At 31.6% G+C, this 18,273-nt stretch carries 15 protein-coding genes and 1 riboswitch; of the genes, 7 read left to right on the forward strand and 8 right to left on the reverse strand.

Annotated elements, in window-relative coordinates; genetic code table 4:
• Window positions 1-314, reverse strand: a 314-nt coding sequence (locus C4B25_RS00810) for an ATP-binding cassette domain-containing protein (protein ID WP_131613170.1), incomplete at its 3' end; no start/stop codon positions are given.
• 74 nt (window positions 315-388) lie between these two features.
• Here C4B25_RS00810 and parC point away from each other — a divergent pair.
• The 5 genes from parC to C4B25_RS00835 are packed head-to-tail and all read left to right on the forward strand — an operon-like array spanning window position 389 to window position 5,874.
• Entirely contained in the window at window positions 389-2,923 is a 2,535-nt protein-coding gene (gene parC / locus C4B25_RS00815) for a DNA topoisomerase IV subunit A (protein WP_131613171.1), read from the forward strand.
• Between the two features lie 30 nt (window positions 2,924-2,953).
• A complete protein-coding gene (locus C4B25_RS00820) occupies window positions 2,954-3,541 on the forward strand; it encodes an FMN-dependent NADH-azoreductase (protein WP_131613172.1) in 588 nt (195 codons plus the stop codon).
• Between the two features lie 24 nt (window positions 3,542-3,565).
• Window positions 3,566-4,147: a YqeG family HAD IIIA-type phosphatase gene (locus tag C4B25_RS00825; protein WP_131613173.1), complete on the forward strand. Its 582-nt coding sequence runs from the start codon at window positions 3,566-3,568 to the stop codon at window positions 4,145-4,147.
• Window positions 4,148-4,174: 27 nt separating this feature from the next.
• Window positions 4,175-5,224 carry a nicotinate-nucleotide adenylyltransferase gene (locus C4B25_RS00830; RefSeq protein ID WP_131613174.1) on the forward strand — a complete coding sequence of 350 codons (1,050 nt, stop codon included), beginning with the start codon at window positions 4,175-4,177 and terminating at the stop codon, window positions 5,222-5,224.
• Window positions 5,224-5,874, forward strand: coding sequence for a phosphorylase family protein (locus C4B25_RS00835; RefSeq protein ID WP_131613175.1), 651 nt, complete (start codon window positions 5,224-5,226; stop codon window positions 5,872-5,874). The genes C4B25_RS00830 and C4B25_RS00835 overlap by 1 nt, the downstream gene beginning before the upstream one ends.
• A gap of 475 nt (window positions 5,875-6,349) precedes the next feature.
• On the opposite strand, the gene C4B25_RS00840 is transcribed toward C4B25_RS00835, so the two are convergent.
• Window positions 6,350-6,658 (reverse strand): hypothetical protein, encoded by a 309-nt coding sequence (locus C4B25_RS00840; RefSeq protein WP_131613176.1) that lies wholly within the window; start codon window positions 6,656-6,658, stop codon window positions 6,350-6,352.
• A 223-nt stretch (window positions 6,659-6,881) separates the two neighbouring features.
• On the opposite strand from C4B25_RS00840, the gene C4B25_RS00845 reads away from it, so the two are divergent.
• Together C4B25_RS00845 and C4B25_RS00850 are read left to right on the forward strand one after the other, a co-directional pair.
• Window positions 6,882-7,481 carry a ribonuclease HII gene (locus C4B25_RS00845; RefSeq protein ID WP_335904851.1) on the forward strand — a complete coding sequence of 200 codons (600 nt, stop codon included), beginning with the start codon at window positions 6,882-6,884 and terminating at the stop codon, window positions 7,479-7,481.
• A gap of 64 nt (window positions 7,482-7,545) precedes the next feature.
• Window positions 7,546-9,324 carry a M3 family metallopeptidase gene (locus C4B25_RS00850; RefSeq protein ID WP_131613178.1) on the forward strand — a complete coding sequence of 593 codons (1,779 nt, stop codon included), beginning with the start codon at window positions 7,546-7,548 and terminating at the stop codon, window positions 9,322-9,324.
• A gap of 40 nt (window positions 9,325-9,364) precedes the next feature.
• On the opposite strand, the gene C4B25_RS00855 is transcribed toward C4B25_RS00850, so the two are convergent.
• The 6 genes from C4B25_RS00855 to C4B25_RS00880 all read right to left on the reverse strand — a co-directional run bounded on the left by C4B25_RS00855 (window position 9,365) and on the right by C4B25_RS00880 (window position 18,235).
• Window positions 9,365-10,990 carry a formate--tetrahydrofolate ligase gene (locus tag C4B25_RS00855; RefSeq protein WP_131613179.1) on the reverse strand — a complete coding sequence of 542 codons (1,626 nt, stop codon included), beginning with the start codon at window positions 10,988-10,990 and terminating at the stop codon, window positions 9,365-9,367.
• Between the two features lie 124 nt (window positions 10,991-11,114).
• Window positions 11,115-11,654, reverse strand: a complete 540-nt coding sequence (gene hpt, locus C4B25_RS00860; protein ID WP_168380653.1) for a hypoxanthine phosphoribosyltransferase — start codon at window positions 11,652-11,654, stop codon at window positions 11,115-11,117.
• 1 nt (window position 11,655) lies between these two features.
• Complete coding sequence (locus tag C4B25_RS00865) at window positions 11,656-13,194, reverse strand: NCS2 family permease (protein ID WP_131613181.1); 1,539 nt, start codon at window positions 13,192-13,194, stop codon at window positions 11,656-11,658.
• Window positions 13,195-13,297: 103 nt separating this feature from the next.
• Window positions 13,298-13,396, reverse strand: a riboswitch (purine riboswitch).
• 99 nt (window positions 13,397-13,495) lie between these two features.
• Window positions 13,496-14,155: a beta-phosphoglucomutase gene (pgmB, locus tag C4B25_RS00870; protein ID WP_131613182.1), complete on the reverse strand. Its 660-nt coding sequence runs from the start codon at window positions 14,153-14,155 to the stop codon at window positions 13,496-13,498.
• Window positions 14,148-16,523 carry a glycosyl hydrolase family 65 domain-containing protein gene (locus C4B25_RS00875; protein ID WP_246004285.1) on the reverse strand — a complete coding sequence of 792 codons (2,376 nt, stop codon included), beginning with the start codon at window positions 16,521-16,523 and terminating at the stop codon, window positions 14,148-14,150. The genes pgmB and C4B25_RS00875 overlap by 8 nt, the downstream gene beginning before the upstream one ends.
• A 68-nt stretch (window positions 16,524-16,591) precedes the next feature.
• A complete protein-coding gene (locus C4B25_RS00880) occupies window positions 16,592-18,235 on the reverse strand; it encodes an alpha-amylase family glycosyl hydrolase (RefSeq protein WP_131613183.1) in 1,644 nt (547 codons plus the stop codon).
• Window positions 18,236-18,273 lie beyond the last annotated feature (38 nt).

The raw sequence follows: 18,273 nt of genomic DNA on the forward strand, positions 1-18,273 counted from the left end.
TTCATATATAAAGCATCTTTTTCTTCCATAACTGCGAACATTTCTTTATGTCCTGAGATTACAACTGATGTTGCGTCTAGTTCATTATATTTAAAGTGATCTTGTTCCAAAGTTGAAATTCTTTTACCTTGATCAACTGAAACTTTACCTGAAGTTGACTCCATAGCTCCTGCAAGTATTTTTAGGAAAGTTGATTTACCAACACCATTAGCACCTATTACGCCATATGTGTTACCTTCTGTAAATCTTAAACTTACTCCTTGGAATAGCTTTTTATCACTAAAAGCCATACCTAAATCATGTGTTTCTATCATTTTTGCCTCCTAATTTTCATACTAATTATAATAGAGTTTTTAAAAACTCAAAAAAATAATCTATAATTTAGCATATGAGTAAAAATATAGCAGCACAACTACTAAAACAATCGTTAGATCAAATCATGTCAGAAAGGTTTGGAAGGTATTCAAAATACATCATCCAAGATAGAGCTTTACCAGATGCAAGAGATGGATTAAAACCCGTTCAAAGAAGAATATTATATGCGATGAATGAATTGGGATTAACCCACAACAAACCTTACAAAAAATCTGCCAGAGTTGTTGGTGAAGTAATTGGTAAATACCACCCACATGGTGACACATCTATTTATGATGCTTTAGTACGTATGACGCAAGATTGAAAAATGAATATGCCTTTAATTTCGATGCACGGTAATAATGGTTCGATTGATGACGATCCAGCTGCAGCTATGAGATATACAGAAGCTAGATTAGAAAAACTAACTGATTTACTTCTAAGAGGGATTAAGCAAAAAACAGTTCCGTTTGCACCTAACTTTGATGATTCTGAATCAGAACCAACGGTGTTGCCTGCTGGATTCCCCAACTTATTAATTAATGGGGCTAAAGGTATTGCTGCTGGATATGCAACTGAAATGCCTCCGCATAACTTAGGTGAGGTTCTTGATGCAGTTATTGCAACTATTAAATCTCCAAACATTAGATTAGATACATTGATGAATTATGTTAAAGGTCCTGATTTTCCTACTGGTGGAATTGTTCAAGGGATTGATGGTATTTATTCAGCATTTGAAAGAGGTAAAGGTAGAGTTATCATTCGTTCAAAGGTTGAGGTTACTGAATCAAAAACAAAACCTACAATCACTATTTCAGAAATACCTTATGGAGTTATTAAATCAAAACTTGTAAGAGATATAGATGAAATAAGATTTAATAAATCAATTCACGGAATAAAAGAAGTTAGAGATGAAACTGATAGAAGAGGTACATCAATTTACATTGAATTAATGCCAGGAACTTCACCCAAATTAATTCTTAACTATTTATATTCAAAAACTGATTTACAAATTTATTACAACTATAACAACATCGCTATTAAAGATAGAGCGCCTAAATTACTTTCACTTAGAGAATTAATTGATGCTTTCCTTGTTCACCAAAAAGAAGTGCAAAGAAAACAAATTAAATTTGAATTAAGTAAAGATGAACTAAGACATGAAATTGTTTCTGGTTTGGTAAGAGTTGCTGCGATGGTTGATGAAGTTGTTAGAGTTATTAGAGCAGCTTCTGGATCAAAAGCCGGAGTTATTAAAGCTCTTATTGAAAACTTTGAATTCACTCAAATACAAGCAAGCGCAATTGCTGAATTAAGACTTTATAGGTTATCTTCAACAGATCAATTCGTATATGTTCAAGAAAAAGAAGAACTTGAAGGTAGAATCGAACGTTATAAAGAGTTGTTAAGTGTTGAAGAAGAATTCAACAAACACCTAACGGATTTCTTTAGACAAGTTAAAAAAGATTTCGCTATTCCAAGGCGTACTGTTGTAGAAAGTGAAATTGAGAAAATTGAAATTAACGTTGCCGATTTAATCAAACATGAAGATGTTTATGTTGGTATATCACGTAAAGGATATGTTAAATCATTTTCTAATAGAGTCTTTGAAGCTAATAAGTTAGAACACTATGGATTAAAAGATGGGGATTCATTAGTTTTCATGGATAAAATCAATACAGCTCAAAAATTATTGGTATTTACTGATGCTGGTCAATTCATATTCTTACCAGGTCATAAAATCTCTGAAGAGAAATTCAAATCAGCCGGAAAACACATTAATGATTATGCTGCGATAGATCCTGATCATAATATTGTTTCAGTTATAGCTGTTGAAGATTTCTCTCTTCAAGGTTATATAACATTAGTTACAAGAAAAGGTAAAGCAAAACGTGTCCAATTAAAAGATTTTGAAGTGTCAAGATATTCAAGACCTTTAATGGCTATTAAATTAGGCCAAGGCGACAAACTAATTGGTGCCAGAGTTTCTGGAGGAGATAAAAAAGTTGTAATTGTTACCTCAAGTGCAAAAGCTACTTTATATGATGAGACAACTATTTCTGTACAAGGAACTAAATCCGGTGGGGTTATTGGTATTTCATTAGATGATAATCAAGTAACGGCATTTACATTAGCTAATCCTGGTGATACATTAGGGCTACTTTCAAGTAGGGGTGGAGTTAAACGTATTAGAGTTTCTTCGATACTTCCTTCGTCAAGAACAACTAAGGGGCGTAATTTATTTAGAATAATTAAGTCTAAACCACACATTATTTATGATATGAATGTTGTGGATACAACAACAAAAGCAAACTTTATGAAACAAGATGGTATTTTGGAAGTTGTTGAACTTAAATCAGCTGATATAACTGATACAGAAGCAGGTTTAAGCACTCTAGGTCCCGAAAAGATTCTAGCGGCTAAAATAATGACTTCTCAAATCATTACAAAAGATTCTGAATTGATAAAAATAACTAATATTTCTGAAACTGATCAATTCGATAAAGCAGAAAAAGCGATCGAATCAGTATCACAAATGTCAATTGAAGATATACTAGGCGATATTTAACGTATCGTCTTTTTGTATTATAATTTAGGTATGAAAACACTATTTATAACAACAACAATGACAAAAAATACGCCAAAAGGCTCAATATCACTAAAAGCACTTGCTAAATTTAAAGAATTATATGAATTGAAATACCCAGATCACGAAACTATTTGAATGGATTTAAATGATCAAGATGATTTAAGTGTAGGTATGACATCGGAGAATTTCGAAACATTTTTTGATGATTCTGATAAATATATTAACCTCTTAAAATCAGTTGATAAGTTGGTTATTTCAGTACCAATGACTAATTTTTCATATACAGCACAGATGAAAAATCTATTTGATAAAATTTGCGTTGCCGGAAAAACTTTTAAATACAAGTATGACGGAAAAGGGGAATCAGAGGGATTGTTAACTAATCTTGAAGTTCAAATTATCGCCGTACAAGGAGCACCTGAAGGTTGGTATGCATTTTCTAATTTTATCCCAGCTATGGAAGGGACATGAGAATTCCTTGGAGCTAAAGTGATGAAAACAATACAAATAGATGGAGTTAAGACATCTGAAAAGATGAAGTTAACTGTCGACGAAAACGTTGAGTTAGTTTTAGATAAAATAAAAGAAAGAGTGTAGCTCTTTTTTTACTATAATTTTTATATGAAAAAAAATAAACGTGGACTAGTTGCCAACTACTTTAAACCATCAATGTACGTTCGTTCATTCAAAGATGTTAATATAAATTCACTAAAAGAACAAGGGATAAAATTATTCTTGTGTGACTTAGATAATACATTAGTGCCTCACTATACTCGTTTACCAAATAAAGAAGTATTGAGATTTATTAAGACGGTTGAGTCATATGGTATGGAATTTGTTGTTGTTTCTAATAACACCAAAAAGAGAGTTGATATGTTTTGTAAAAGGGCAAATATCAAACAATGAAAAGGTAATGCTAAAAAGCCTCTTAAATCCTCAATTTCAGACATCATGAAGAACTCTTCAGTAAAACCAAGAGAAACAATTTTTATGGGGGATATGATTATTACAGATATATTGATAGCTAACCGTATGAAAATGGAATCAATCCTAGTTCAACCTTTAGTTTCCACAGATTATAAAATGTCAGCATTGCATACTTTTTTAGAAAATGTTATCTATAAACGTCTAGAAAAGAAGAATATTCTTAAGCGGGGTAAATATTCTTTAGGACATTTAAAAACTTCCTTTGAGCTTTTATAGCTCTTTTTTTATATAATTGATTTAAATATGAAAATAGGAATATTCGGCGGATCATTTAATCCAGCCCACAAAGGACACATAAACGTTGCAAAATTTGCAATGTCAGAGCTAAGTTTATCACCATTTAAATCAAAGGTTAAATATCTTGATGCTGAGGATAGAATCAACATGTTAAACCTTGTAAAACCAGAAAATACTGAGGTTTCACTATTTGAAATCAACAGAAAAGGTACTTCTTACACAATAGAGACTATTAAGCATTTTAGGAAAAACTTCCCTAATGATGAATTAGTATTATTGATTGGAAGTGATAATCTTTATAAATTACATAAATGAAAAGATATAGAGACAATCGCGAAAGAAGCAACTATTGCAATTTTCCAAAGAGAAGATGTTTTCTCTAAAATAAACATCAAAAAATATAACGCAATCCTACTTAAAAATGAAAGATGAACACATTCTTCATCTAATGCCCGTTCAGGAGACTTTACCGGCTTAGATGATAAGGTTATTGAGTACATTGGAGATAATAAATTACTTCTTTTAGAAATTGGAAGATCTAATTTAACAGTTCGTAGACACAAACATTGTATTGCTGCAGGTTCAATGGCGGCAGATTTAGCAAAAGCTAATGGAGTTAGCGCTAAACAAGCATGAGTAGCGGCTTTGATGCATGACATTACAAAAGAATGAAGTAATGAAAAGCATAAAGAATTCTTATTGGAGCGTGGTTACGACCCAACAGGAACACCTGAACTAATATGACACCAATGAACTGGTGCTTTATGACTGCAAGACATTTATAAAGTTAATGACCAAGAAATTGTTAATGCTGTATTCAAGCATTCAAACGCAGATGCTATGCCATTTGAAGATTTAACAACTTTAGATAAGATAGTGTATGTTGCGGATAAATTATGCGATGGTAGAAGATACCCTGGTATTCAAGAACATAGAAAATTAGCTATGACAGATCTTGATGCTGGTTTTAAAGCAGCAGCAAAATACGCAATGTCAGAAATAACAAAAAAATATGGGAGTGTAAATCACTTCACATTAAAGAAAGTTGGTAAATAATGATTGGATTAATAATAGCAGATAAACACGAACTTAATAAAATTCGTTGAAGCGAGAAGGAAGAAGTAACTAAAAATGGTTTTGACTTCATTGTATATGAAGTAAATGGACAAGATGTTGTGGTTTCTCACTCAGGTATTGGTGTAGTTAAAGCTGCAGCATGTATCCAAGAGATGATTTCATCATTTGGAGTTAAAAAAGTATATAACTATGGTGCTGTTGGCGCTGATTCAACTTTAAATGTATTTGATTTAGTAACTCCCAAAAAGATTTACTTTCATGACGTAATAACTCCATGATACCCAAGAGGTCAAGTACCTGGCGATGTACAATTCTATATTAATAACTTGAGAATACCAGGAGTTAAGAACAATCCTATAGCTTCAGGTATGAAATTCATTTCATCGGAAGAAGATGTTCAAGAAATTCAAAAAGACTTAGTTGTAAGTATCTTCGATATGGAAACAGCTGGAATGGCACAAATTGCATATAACAACAATGTTGATTTATATGTATTGAAGTGTGTATCTGATATTATTGGTAAAGATTCTTCTAGATTAGGAGATATCAACTACAGAATAACTGAAGCTGGTAAAATAGCATTCCAAAGAACAATGGAATTAATTGATGAAGCAACAAAAAACGCCTAGTTGGCGTTTTTTTATTTATTAATAACCTTTGAATTAGAATAATGCATAAACCAAAGTATTATTTGTAAAGGGAATAGTCCAATTCAAGAACTAATGAATAGTAATACCAAGGTAGGTTTACTATAGATTTTATGTTTGTGTAATTGAACTATGATAATGCATCATATAACATTGATTGATAATAAGGACTCTAGCACCCAAAAGATTGAAGGTAAATGTTTGTTATTTAAAGAATCTTTGTGTGAAATACTATAAATTAAGAAAAAGGTATTTATCGATAGAAATAGAAATATAAAAACTAGGGTAACACAAGTAAAACCTTTAACTCCCATTCTTTTATCTTCTTGCATAAAACCTCCATAATCATTTATAGTTATTTTACATCATTTTTAAAAACGTTATAGCATAACGGATGTTTTCCTTTTTACAGAATGATAACTGATTGAAAAATAAAAAAATAAGGATTCCTTATTTTTTACCCTTCGAAGTCAAATCTGTATAACTTTACTTCTTTTAGTTTTTCAATTGTTTTTATAGCTAATTCATCTAAAACTTCAGTTAAATCTCTGTCATTAATTTTAACACTAACTTTTTTTGTATATTGTTGTTCGTAAAATAGAACCTCTTTACCCGCTTTATTTAATTCAATATCTAATTTAGTGTCAATAACGTTTAACATTTTTGTAGTTTTACAATTACACTTAGTAAAATTTTTACATTTGCATATCGCTTTTGCGATTCTTTTGTAAAACTTCGCTTTTAATTCTTTATTTATAGTTTGCATAGATCCTCCGATGCTTGTAAATGAATTATACTTATTTAAGTTGACTTTTTTTATTTATTTGCCACAAATATAAAAATCAATGATTGAACCATAATTAATACATCCTTATTTAACGTTTTAAAGCCGTTTTAAAGCTTATTCATTTAAAAAAGGCATATATTCCTTATGGATAATAAAAAATAGTGGAATACTTAAAAAGTTTAAATGGAAAGCAAGGTATACTTTACTTATGTATAAATATGAACAAGAACTAATTAATAAAGGCATTAAATATATTGCTGGTTGCGATGAGGCAGGAAGAGGTCCTATGGCAGGGCCGGTTGTCGCTGCTGCGTGTATTCTACCGATTAATTACAAAAATGACTTAATCGACGATTCTAAAAAAATGTCAGAGAAGAAGCGTGAAGAAGCCTTTGAACAAATAATGAATGATGCACTAGCATTTGATGTGCAAATTATAGAAGCATCAGAAGTTGATGCTTTAAATCCAAAAGAATCATCAAGAGTTGGTATGACTAAAGCGATCAATAATTTAAAAATTAAACCAGAACATATATTGGTTGATTTTGAAAAAGTCTATGTTGATATAGAACAACAAGGCATTAAGAAGGGTGATTCTTTATCAATTACCATTGCTGCAGCAAGTATTTTAGCAAAAGTTACACGAGATCGAATAATGGTTGAATATGCCAAAGAATATCCAAATTATGGTTTTGAGAAACATAAAGGATATGTAACTAAAACTCACAAAGAAGCTTTGAAAAAATACGGAGTTACTGCAATTCATAGAAAAAGTTACAAGCCAGTCAAAGAGTTTTTATAAATAAGGTAATAATCCTTATTTTTTTGTTTAATATATTATAATTTTTTAAAGAAAGGTGGTTACTATGATTAAACCAGTTATGATAGCAGATGTTAAACTGTCTTATAAAACAAAAGAAGACTACGAACAAGTAGTAGTAAAGATTAAGGAGGAATTAAATAAATTTCTTGAAATTGATTTTACCAATATTGATAAAGCTAAACTTTTAGAATTCATTACAAAATATAATTCTATTTGAGGTATGTTTGAACATACACTAACATATGTAGATGTTCAGTATTTTTCTGACACACGTAAAACAGAACTATTGAAGGAATTGGAAGGTTTACATGAATTAGTTGATTCTTTCGAATTAAAAGATTCTAAATTAAGTGAACAAATGGTTGCGTTTGGAAAAGAAAAAGTTATGAATCTTGTTAAAGGAAATGATGAGCTAAAGATATGAGAAGAATTAATTTCTAAAAAAATAAGGAATCAAGTTGGAGTACTAACTCCTGAGCAACATAAAGAAAAAGCTGCTTACCAAAAAGAATTTACAAAAAATTCATTAGAAGCTCAAAAGCTTGGTAACAAACCAGTTGTAAACCCCTTTGTTAAAAATGGTAAAAAATACACAGAGGATGAATCAAATGTTATTGCATTAGATCCGACTAATGATAGAGAAATTAGAAAAGAAATATTTGTTCATAATTTTGAAGATAAAAGAAATAATGAAGAAGATATAACTATAGGTGTTGCAAAGTACATAAATAAACGTACTGAATACCTTAAAAAATTCGGTTATACTTCATACCAACAATTCATTGGTCAAAAAAGAGATGAAACTCCTGGATTCGCCAAAGAAGTGATGAAGTCATCTAAAGAACTTTATAAAGAAATTTATGCAGAATACATTTCACAATTAAATGTGTATAGAAAAGATGAGTTTGGTTTAGATAGTGTTCAACCATGGGATGAAAAAGCATACCCCTCAAAAATTATTCCTATACCTTTAAAAGAGATTGTAGATTTTTATCAAAATGAAGTTAAAGATATTTTCCCTAAAGAAAGCAAATATATAATAGATAACTTTTCTAAAGAAGGTACATTAGCTATTCTTGAAAGTGAACATAAATACAATGGAGCAGCTGCAACGTGAACAGGGAATAATGATATTTATTATGTAACGCAAAGTTATATTGATAGCAATCCTTATTCAGCATCTACATTAGCTCATGAAATGGGTCATACGATGCATATTGTCGCTGCTAAGCTTAATAAACCAATTGAAGATGCTAGATTCTCTCTTGCTATTGGGGAAGCTGTAGCGGATACATTTTCAATGTTGTTTGCTTTTGCATCAATGGATAAAAAAGCAACATATGCAAAAACAATTGCTTATGAAGCATTAGCTAGATTATTATCAGTTACAAATAATTTCGCTACAACAACATTAGCTGAAGATACTTTATATGAAATGGCTTGAGAAGGAACAACTATTACTCCAGAATTAATTCGTGATGTTGTTTATACTGAAAAGTTATCATTAATGCCTAATAATAAACCAGAGGTTGTTGATGGAGTTAATCTTACCAAAAAAGGTTCTATGTTAGGGTACTTTTCAATGGACAACCACTACACATACTCAAGTTATACAATTTCATTCATTCTTGCCATCTACTTAGCTGATCAAATAAGAATGGGTAATACTGAAACTTTTATAAAAATTCTAAATATGGGTGGTGAAGAATATTCAACTAATACTATATTAGAAAAAGTTGGGATTGATATTACATCTAAAGAAGTTAGGGAAGTAGTGTTAAAAACAACAAAAGAAATCACTGATTACATAATCGAAAAATAAATATAAAAAAAAAGACAGGTGGAACCCGTCTTTTTTTATATTAAGACACCCCTTCAATAATTCCATTAATAACATCTATTCGTTCCGCTGCTGGTTTTTTCGGCAACCCAGGTAATACCAATATATCATCACAATATAATGTTATAAACCCAGCGCCATTAGATAATTTGATTTTATTTATGGTGATGGTAAAGTCTTTCGGAGCACCCATTAACTTAGGATTACTTGATAAAGAACTAGGTGTTTTTGCTACACAAATTGGTTTTTTATCAAGTTTGTTCTTCTTAAGATATTCAATAGTAGTTAGTGCATCATCGGAAAAAACAATATCATTAGTTCCGTAAATTGTTTTTGCAAGTTTTTGCATTTTGGTTTCAATCGAGTCTGTTAAATCGTAAGTATAATTCACTTCTGTTTTATCTTTTATATTTTTTAACAATGATTCAACCAGTTCTTGCCCGCCATTAGAACCCTTTTCTCAAATTTTAGATATTGAAAATTCAACAGCATTTTCTTTTGCTCATTTTTTCATAAAATTAAGTTCTGATTCATAATCTTTAACAAAATGATTCAAGGTAACTATGAGAGGGATATTAAAAGATTTTAAAATAGAAATATGTTGCTCGAGATTTTTGATTCCTTTCGATAGTGAAGTTATGTCTTCATTGTCTAATTCATCTTTCTTAGCTCCACCTTGCATTTTCAAAGCTCGTATTGTAGCAACTAAAACAATAACATTTGGAGAGATATTTGCTATTCTAGCTTTTATATTCATAAATTTCTCAGCGCCTAAGTCAGATCCAAATCCAGCTTCTGTTACTGTGTAATCTGCTAAAGATAACGCTGTTTTTGTTGCAAGGATACTATTGCAACCATGCGCTATATTCGCAAAAGGTCCACCATGAACTAATGCTGGATTGTTTTCTAAAGTTTGTACAAGGTTAGGTTTAAACGATTCCTTTAAAAGAGCAATCATAGAACCTACAACATTAAGTTCTTTAGCAAATATAGGTTTTTCTTTGGCATATCCAACAATTATATTATCCAACCTATACCTTAAGTCATTCATATCTCTTGCAAGGCAAAAAATAGCCATTAATTCAGATGCAGCAGTTATTTGGAATGATTCTTCTCGTTCGGTTTTGCCGTTCTTAATAATAATGTTTCGTAGAGCTCTATCATTCATATCTATGCATCTACTTCAAATTACCTTTGTTATATTTAGATTATTGCCAAAATATATATGATTATCAATGGCAGCACTCAATAAGTTGTTTGCTGTTGTTATTGCATGGAAATCTCCTGTGAAATGCAGATTAATTTCATCTATCGGCGCTATTTGAGCTTTACCTCCACCCGTTGCACCACCCTTGCGACCAAAAACAGGACCTAAAGAAGGTTCTCTTAGTGCGAGTATTGTTTTATGTCCTGCTGCATTCATTGCGTCTGCAAGTCCAATTGATGTTGTGGTTTTACCCTCACCTGCCGGAGTCGGATTTATCGCAGTAACTAATATTAGATTACCTTTTGGATTATCAATACTTTCAACCTTAGCTTTTGTTGCTCCATAAGTTGTGAAATTTATAATACCAGCTTTTTTGGCGATGTCACTTATAGGTTCTAGTTTACTTATTTTTGCAATTTCCATATCTGACATATTTTTCATATACCCTCCTTTTTTCTTGGATCAATATTCAAGTTCTTCTTATTAGTATTCTAACACTTGACATTAGTGAAAGTTTACAAAAAGAAAACAACACCTAGTTTTGCATAAGCGTTGTTTTTTTAAATTAGTAATATTCTTTTTTAAGAGTTCCTATATAAGGAAGATGTCTTAGGTCGTCGTGTAAGTCAAAACCAAACCCAACTACATATTGATTGGGGAGATCAATACCATATCAAGTTGGTTCTATCTTTACCTTTCTAGCAGTTGGCTTATTTGCTAGAACAGCTGAAGAAACGGTTTTGGCACCGTGTTCTTTGAAGTATTCATAAAGAAATTCCATTGTATAGCCCGTATCAACAATATCCTCGATTATTATTACGTTTTTATTTGTGACGTTCGTCGTATGTTTGGCAATTAATTTTACTTCTCTCTCATTGTTTTTAGTCCCGTTATAAGACTTTACGTGTATATAATCTGTTTCAACTGTGGCTCCATGTATATATTTCAATAAATGCCCATAAAATGTAATGGCACCTTTGAGCACGCATACCAATACAATTTTTTCACCGTTAAATTTCTTTGAAATAGAATCACCTATTTCTTTTATAGGTTTGATTAAATCTTCATAATCAAACAACTTCTTTTCTATATGTTTATCTAACATGCTAAGCATATAAAGGAATGGTTGCAATATATATTAATGCAAGAGCTGATAATGATAGCACCATTCAATTAATCTCCGTTTTAAATAGGTTTTCTTTCATCTCGCCGTCGCTTACGTGATTTGAAAGTGTTCTTCCTCTTTTGTTTCAAATGGCTTGTTTAAGAGCAACTGTAAGGTACACTACTGAATGTGTTACAAATGCAAAGGCCATACCTAGTGAAATTGAGTATCCTAGCATTGTCATCATCAGTCCCACAAATAAAGGAATGACATCTAATGAACGTTTTCAATTAAAGTATCTTATACTTCCGAACATTAACATCCCAACTATTACCAATGCAGGAGCTGTAACTGGGAATATCAATCCCGAAGAAGTGTTTGTTACACTAACGGGTAAGAATACACCCATTATAGGTCATGCAGCGATTGCTAAAAGGAATAATGATCCAGTAACTATTGAAGCCACACCTGTTTTTGCACCAGAAGAAATTCCAACTGATGATTCTAAATATGAAGTAACTGTTGAAGTTCCCATTGCAGAACCTACAACAGTACCTACAGCATCAACGTGATTAGCACGTCTAAATCATTTAGCTTTTTTTGTTCCGGGTTCAGGAAGATCCATAATTTTACCGAAAGCGTTTAGTGTTCCTGTTGTATCAAAGAAATCTTGATATAGGAAAGTTAGAATAGCAACGTAAGTCATAGGTTTGGCTAACGCACTACCCATTGAAGAGAATCCAGAACCAGCAACGTGCTTAATCCCTTTTAAATCTCCGTATGGTCTTATTAATCCACCTCAATCTTTGTGATTGATGTGTAATTTAGCATTTGACATTGTATTTGTCATTATTGCGAAGGTAACAGCTGAAATAATCATTGCAAGCAACATACCTGCAGGAACTTTCGCCACCTTGAAGATAATCATTAAGAATAAGGTACAAACCGCTAATATAACAAACGGATTTGAGAAATCACCCATTTTAACGATTGTATTTGATACCACTACTCCTTTTGCAGGTGTGAAGGCATCTGTTCTAATAATACCTGCGTCATTAAGCCCGATGATTGCTAGGAAGAATCCTACACCAATTGCTAATGATAGTTTTAAGTTTTTTGGAATTAATTGCATAATTTTACGTCTAAATGGTGACATTGCAATTATGAAATAAAGTAAACCTGAGAAGAATGTAGCCGCAAGTGCTTCTTGTGCAGTAAGTCCCATTCCACCTTGTGATGAAGCTACCGTAAATGCGAAGAAAGCATTTACTCCCATTCCTGGGGCTAGTCCAAGAGGTATATTTGCATATAACCCCATAACCATTGTTGCGAAGAATGCTGAGATAGCAGTCGCTAAGAATAATCCACCCATAATTTGCGATTTAGAAGCGTTACCACTTCACTTAGCACTTGAAAGTAATGAAGGGTTTACGGCAAGAATATATGCCATCGCTACAAATGTAGAGATTCCACCAATAATTTCTTTCCTAAGAATCGCTTTACGAGTATCAAATTCAAAATATTTTCTTAATTTATTCATTGATTTATATTGTTTTCCTTTCGAATATATTGACAAATTTATCGAAAAAACGCACACTTAATTTAAATAAGCGCGCGTCTCTAAAAAGAATGTGTAATTAAAAATAACTAGACACAATCTTTATAGTCTTTAGATATAGGTCTAAAGGTAGAGACGCCTGACCAAATTACAGGCTTATATAAAGATGTCAAAACTATTATAGCATGTAAATTTTTACTTTAAATATCCAGCATATAATTTTTTTCTAACATTGCAAATAAGTTATTTTTATATAAAAAAAGAACCCTTAGGTTCGTTTTTATTAAATATTTATCACTTTTTCAAAATTTAATTCAGCTGTTGAGTTTAGAATAAGATCGGCTTTTTCTCACTCACCCTCATCTCCTCAAGTTATTGCAACTGTTTTAATATTTGCAGCTTTAAGTCCTACAACTCCAGGCATAGCATCCTCAAATCCAATTGCTTCATGCGGTTTAATATTAATAAGTTCACATGCTTTTAAATAAATATCAGGTGCAGGCTTACCGTTGATTATTTCTGTTGGATTAACTATATCTTCAAAATAATCAAGAAGACCAAGTTGTTTAAGGATTCTAGGAGCATTTAAAGATGAAGAAGCAATAACAAGTTTAACATTATTTGCTTTCGCATCTTTTAGTAGATTTTCAATACCTGGAAGAATATCATCTTTTGAAAGGTCTGTTTTTAATAGTTTTAGGTATTCTTCGTTTTTAACTAAAGCCATTTCTTGAATTGTTTCTTCAGAAACTTTGCTGGTCATATTATGTATTTTTAAAATACCGCGAAGTGTTTCAACTCTTGGCAATCCTTTTAATGTTGCATTTTCTTCTTCAGTAAAATCAATACCGATTTTTTTAACTTCATTTTTTCATGCTTTATAGTGTAACTTAGCTGTTTCTGCTATTACGCCATCTAAATCAAATACAAATCCCTTAATCATGTTTCACCTCGAATTTCATTTCTTTGTTTGTTATTAAAGTTCTTTCTTCATTTATATAAACTTCTAATTCATCACCATTAATTGTTTTAACCGTGAATGTATCGCTATTCACAATAACAAGAATATCAACACCTTTGTAAGCAACTTTATATTCTAGATTTGTTCACTCTTTTGGAAGAATTGGATTGATGTGTAATTCTCCATCGATTCATCTTAGTCCACCAAATCCATACACAGTTGTTTGTCACATAGCAGCAATCGCTCCAGCATGAATACCCGCATCACAAGATTTCATGTTTTCACCCATATCGATGTTTAGTGAATATTTGTATAGTTTATATGCTAAATCCATTTTTCTTAAATCAACAGCCTGTACTGCATAGGTAGTTGGTGATAAAGAAGAGTCGTGTGTTGTGATCGGTTCATAGAACTCAAAGTTTTTCTGAATTTCTTCTTTAGTGAATAATTCTGGCATTAACAATGTTAATAGAACAACATCAGCTTGTTTAACTAATTGTGAACATAATCTTTTATGTCCTTCAGCTGTATTGAATAGTTTTTTACCGGCATCACCCAATAATTGGAATGGTGTTACATCAATTCTATCTAATCCTAGGAATTGATCATTCTCTGCAACAACACCCTCAGCATTTGGTTTTTGTTGAACTAAGTTTTCCATAACATCTTTCATTTTATTCAGCGGAACTGCATAAGGTATTTTGTCGTAAACTTTTTCAAGTATTGTTTTACCTTCTTTTGTTTCATTTAATTTATTAATATATTTAAATGCTAATTGAAGGTTCTTTTTGGCAAATGCATTTATATATGCATTATTATCGATGTTACCTTTGTATTCATTAGGTCCCATAACATCTTTAATTTCATAAGTTCCGTTTGTTTGTTTCTCAGCTCTGTGAGCTCAGAAAATAGCTGTATCAATAATAATCTCATAACCCATATCTTCCATGAATTTTATATCGTTTGTAAAATCAAAATATTGATCTACTGCATACGCAACATCAGCTGGAACATGTATCTCTTGTCTTCTTGATGCTATCGGAACTTGTTTACCAGTAACGACATCAGCTTGACCTCAATAAGGACATACTTCACCGTCAGTTGGTCATGCCATTTCTCATGGGAATTGAGCCCCTTCTAATTTAGATTCTTCTGGTCTTTCTTTTTGCTCCATAGCTTTTGCTCTAGCACCCTGTATCCCTTTATATCTAAACTCCAATAAGTTTCTTGCGATTTTCGGTTGTGTAAATAGATAGTTAGGAACGATAAAGAATTCGGTATCTCAAAATGCATGTCCTTGATATCCTTCTCCCGAAAGCCCTTTGGCTCCAACGGATAAGTTTGTATTATCTTTCGGTACAAAAGAATTCATATGGAAAATACTAAAGTCCATAGCTAAACTATCATACTCAGCTTCTTTTGTTCCTTCAATCTTAATATGGAATAAGTTGAAAATGTTCTCAAATTCAGCTTTTGAAGCCCCATACAAGCTTTCAAATGATTCTTTAAGTAAGTTAGTTGAAAGTTTATCTGCCGTTGCTTGAACCACGTCTTTTTTAAGGATAGTATCATTATCATCTATCGAAGTATTAACTGACATTAATTTTTCAAGCGTGAAAATTTCGCCATTAGATTTAATTGTTGTTTTAATTTTAAATCCAATTTGTCTTCTTGCCATAGCAACAATATAATCATCATTTCCACCTTTAAGAGTTGTATCTCCTAAAATGGCTTTAGTAACCATGTTATGTATAACAAATCTACCAGATTGATTTGATTCTTCGATATATTGAACTGATTCTAATGTAGTTCTTCTTTTTAATCCTTCTTTAAAGTGTTGAGCACCATTATTTGTTGTTTGACCATTGATTCTTGGTTCTATAACGATAATTGAGTCAGCACCCTCCAATTGTTCAACCTCTATTTTTTGTCCGTAGAAATTATGTTTGTCTTGCGAAACAAATCTTGAGAATGTTAATTTAAAAACTTTGTTCCCACGTTTTGCTTCAACTACTCTTTTAAGTAGACCGGTTTTTAAGTAAATAGTTTTTAAGTATTTATCGTTTTCATTAATTGAGAATTTTTCCCCATCAATTGAAATAGGTGTTTGGATTGAATCAGCTAAATTAGCTAATTCTGAAACCATCTGATCATCTGCTTTATTGAACACTCCATTAACAAATAAATCTTCTTTGTTAAATGATTCAACTTCTTCATCGACAGACCTAAGACCTAAATAACCATTCCCTAGTGCCATCATAGATTCTGACTTTGCAGTTAAATTCCTATCAAAAACAATTTGTGAAATTGATGATTCTTTTACATTGTAATTCATATATTTTTTATTCATTTTAACCTCTTTTCATATAATCATGCTTTTTGTTCAAAACTTCACGGCATGTACGCTACGATTTTTGATTAAACTTCAAAAATAATTGATTCATATGGTCTTAATTGACCTTTAAACTCTTTTTTATCAGTTCATGAAGAAAGAATTTGCTTCCCTACAATCATTGGAACATTAAGTTTTATATCTCTAACATTAATCAATATAATTAGTTGCTTCCCGATTGAATTAGTTCTTGTAACTTTGAAAGCTCCTGATTCTAATAATTCAAATTTCGACTCTCCGTCAATTAAGATATCTTTATATTCTTCATTTTTTCTTAGTTTGATAATGTCTTTATAGAAAGCTAAGATAGATTTTGGATCATTTTGTTGTTTTTCAACATTAATTTCTTTGTGTCCATATCCAACTTTAATTCATGGTGTATGTCCTTCATTAAAACCAGCACTCTCCGAAGAATCTCAAGCCATAGGAGTTCTACTGTTGTCTCTACCGTTGATTGCTAGATATTTCGTCATCTCTTCTTCTGTGTAATAGTTTTGTTTGTCAACGAGAATATCGTATGCATTCATAGCATCCACATCTCTAAATTCTTGTTTTGATTCAAAACGTGGATTCAACATACCTATTTCTTCTCCATAATACACACAGGGGATACCCTTCATAACAAACATCATCATCGCTAATGTCTTTGCAGATTCCTTCCAGAACATACCTTCATCACCTCAACGAGAGATTGCTCTTGATGTATCGTGATTAGAAAGGAAATTTGTCATAAGTTCAGAAGGAATTTCTTTCGACTCTTGGAATGGTTTCATTCCTTTTACAAAATCCTTGAAATCTCATTCTGGATCATATCCATTTCTACCAGTGTCTTTACCTCATCCCATTCATCATCATGAGAAGTTGTAATAATTAGATGAAACTTTTTCTTCTCCAGTTCCGTACTTAATGGCTTCTTCAAGTGTAATTCCTGAAGATTCACCAAGAACAAAAGCATCTGGTTTATCCTTGAATGCTACTTCATTAAATTTTTGCAATTGTTTTACTGCTGTTGGACCTCATGAGTAGGCATTATCATTGCCGTCAGGGAATACTTTAGAAATATGCTTAATTGCATCTAGTCGGAATCCCCTAACACCAATCTCATATCAGAAATCTATAACATCAGCCATTGCAGCAATGGTATCTGGGTGTTCTCAATTTAAATCAACCTGTTCTTTTGCAAAAAGGTGAAAATAGTATTTATTAACTGATGGAACGAATTCTCATGCTGAACCCCCAAATATAGATACTGCAACCTCTTCATCTTTATTTAATTTTTCTCTTCAAATAAAGTAATTATGTTCAATATTATTAACTGATTCACACGCTTTTTTAAATCATGGGTGTTCATCAGAAACGTGATTTAAAACAATATCCATAACTATATCTATACCAAGCATTTTCGCTTGTTTGGCCATTGATTTAAAATCCTCTAACGTCCCAAATTGTTTTCAAACAGATTTATAATCTTTAACATCATAACCAGCATCAGCGAAGTTGGTGTTATATGTAGGGCATAATCAAATAGCATCAATTCCTAAATCAGCTAAATACGGAAGTTTCTCTTCGATCCCTTTTAAATCTCCATCACCATCGTTATTAGCATCTCTAAATGAACGAGGGAATATTTGATAAATTACTTTACCTTTTCACTTAATTGTTTTTGTCATTTTTTTCTCCATTTTTTCGGTTTATCTTATATTAATAT

Origin of the sequence: Mycoplasma todarodis (assembly GCF_004335995.1) — a bacterium.
In the GTDB taxonomy this organism is placed as follows: domain Bacteria; phylum Bacillota_I; class Bacilli_A; order Mycoplasmatales; family Metamycoplasmataceae; genus Mycoplasma_K; species Mycoplasma_K todarodis.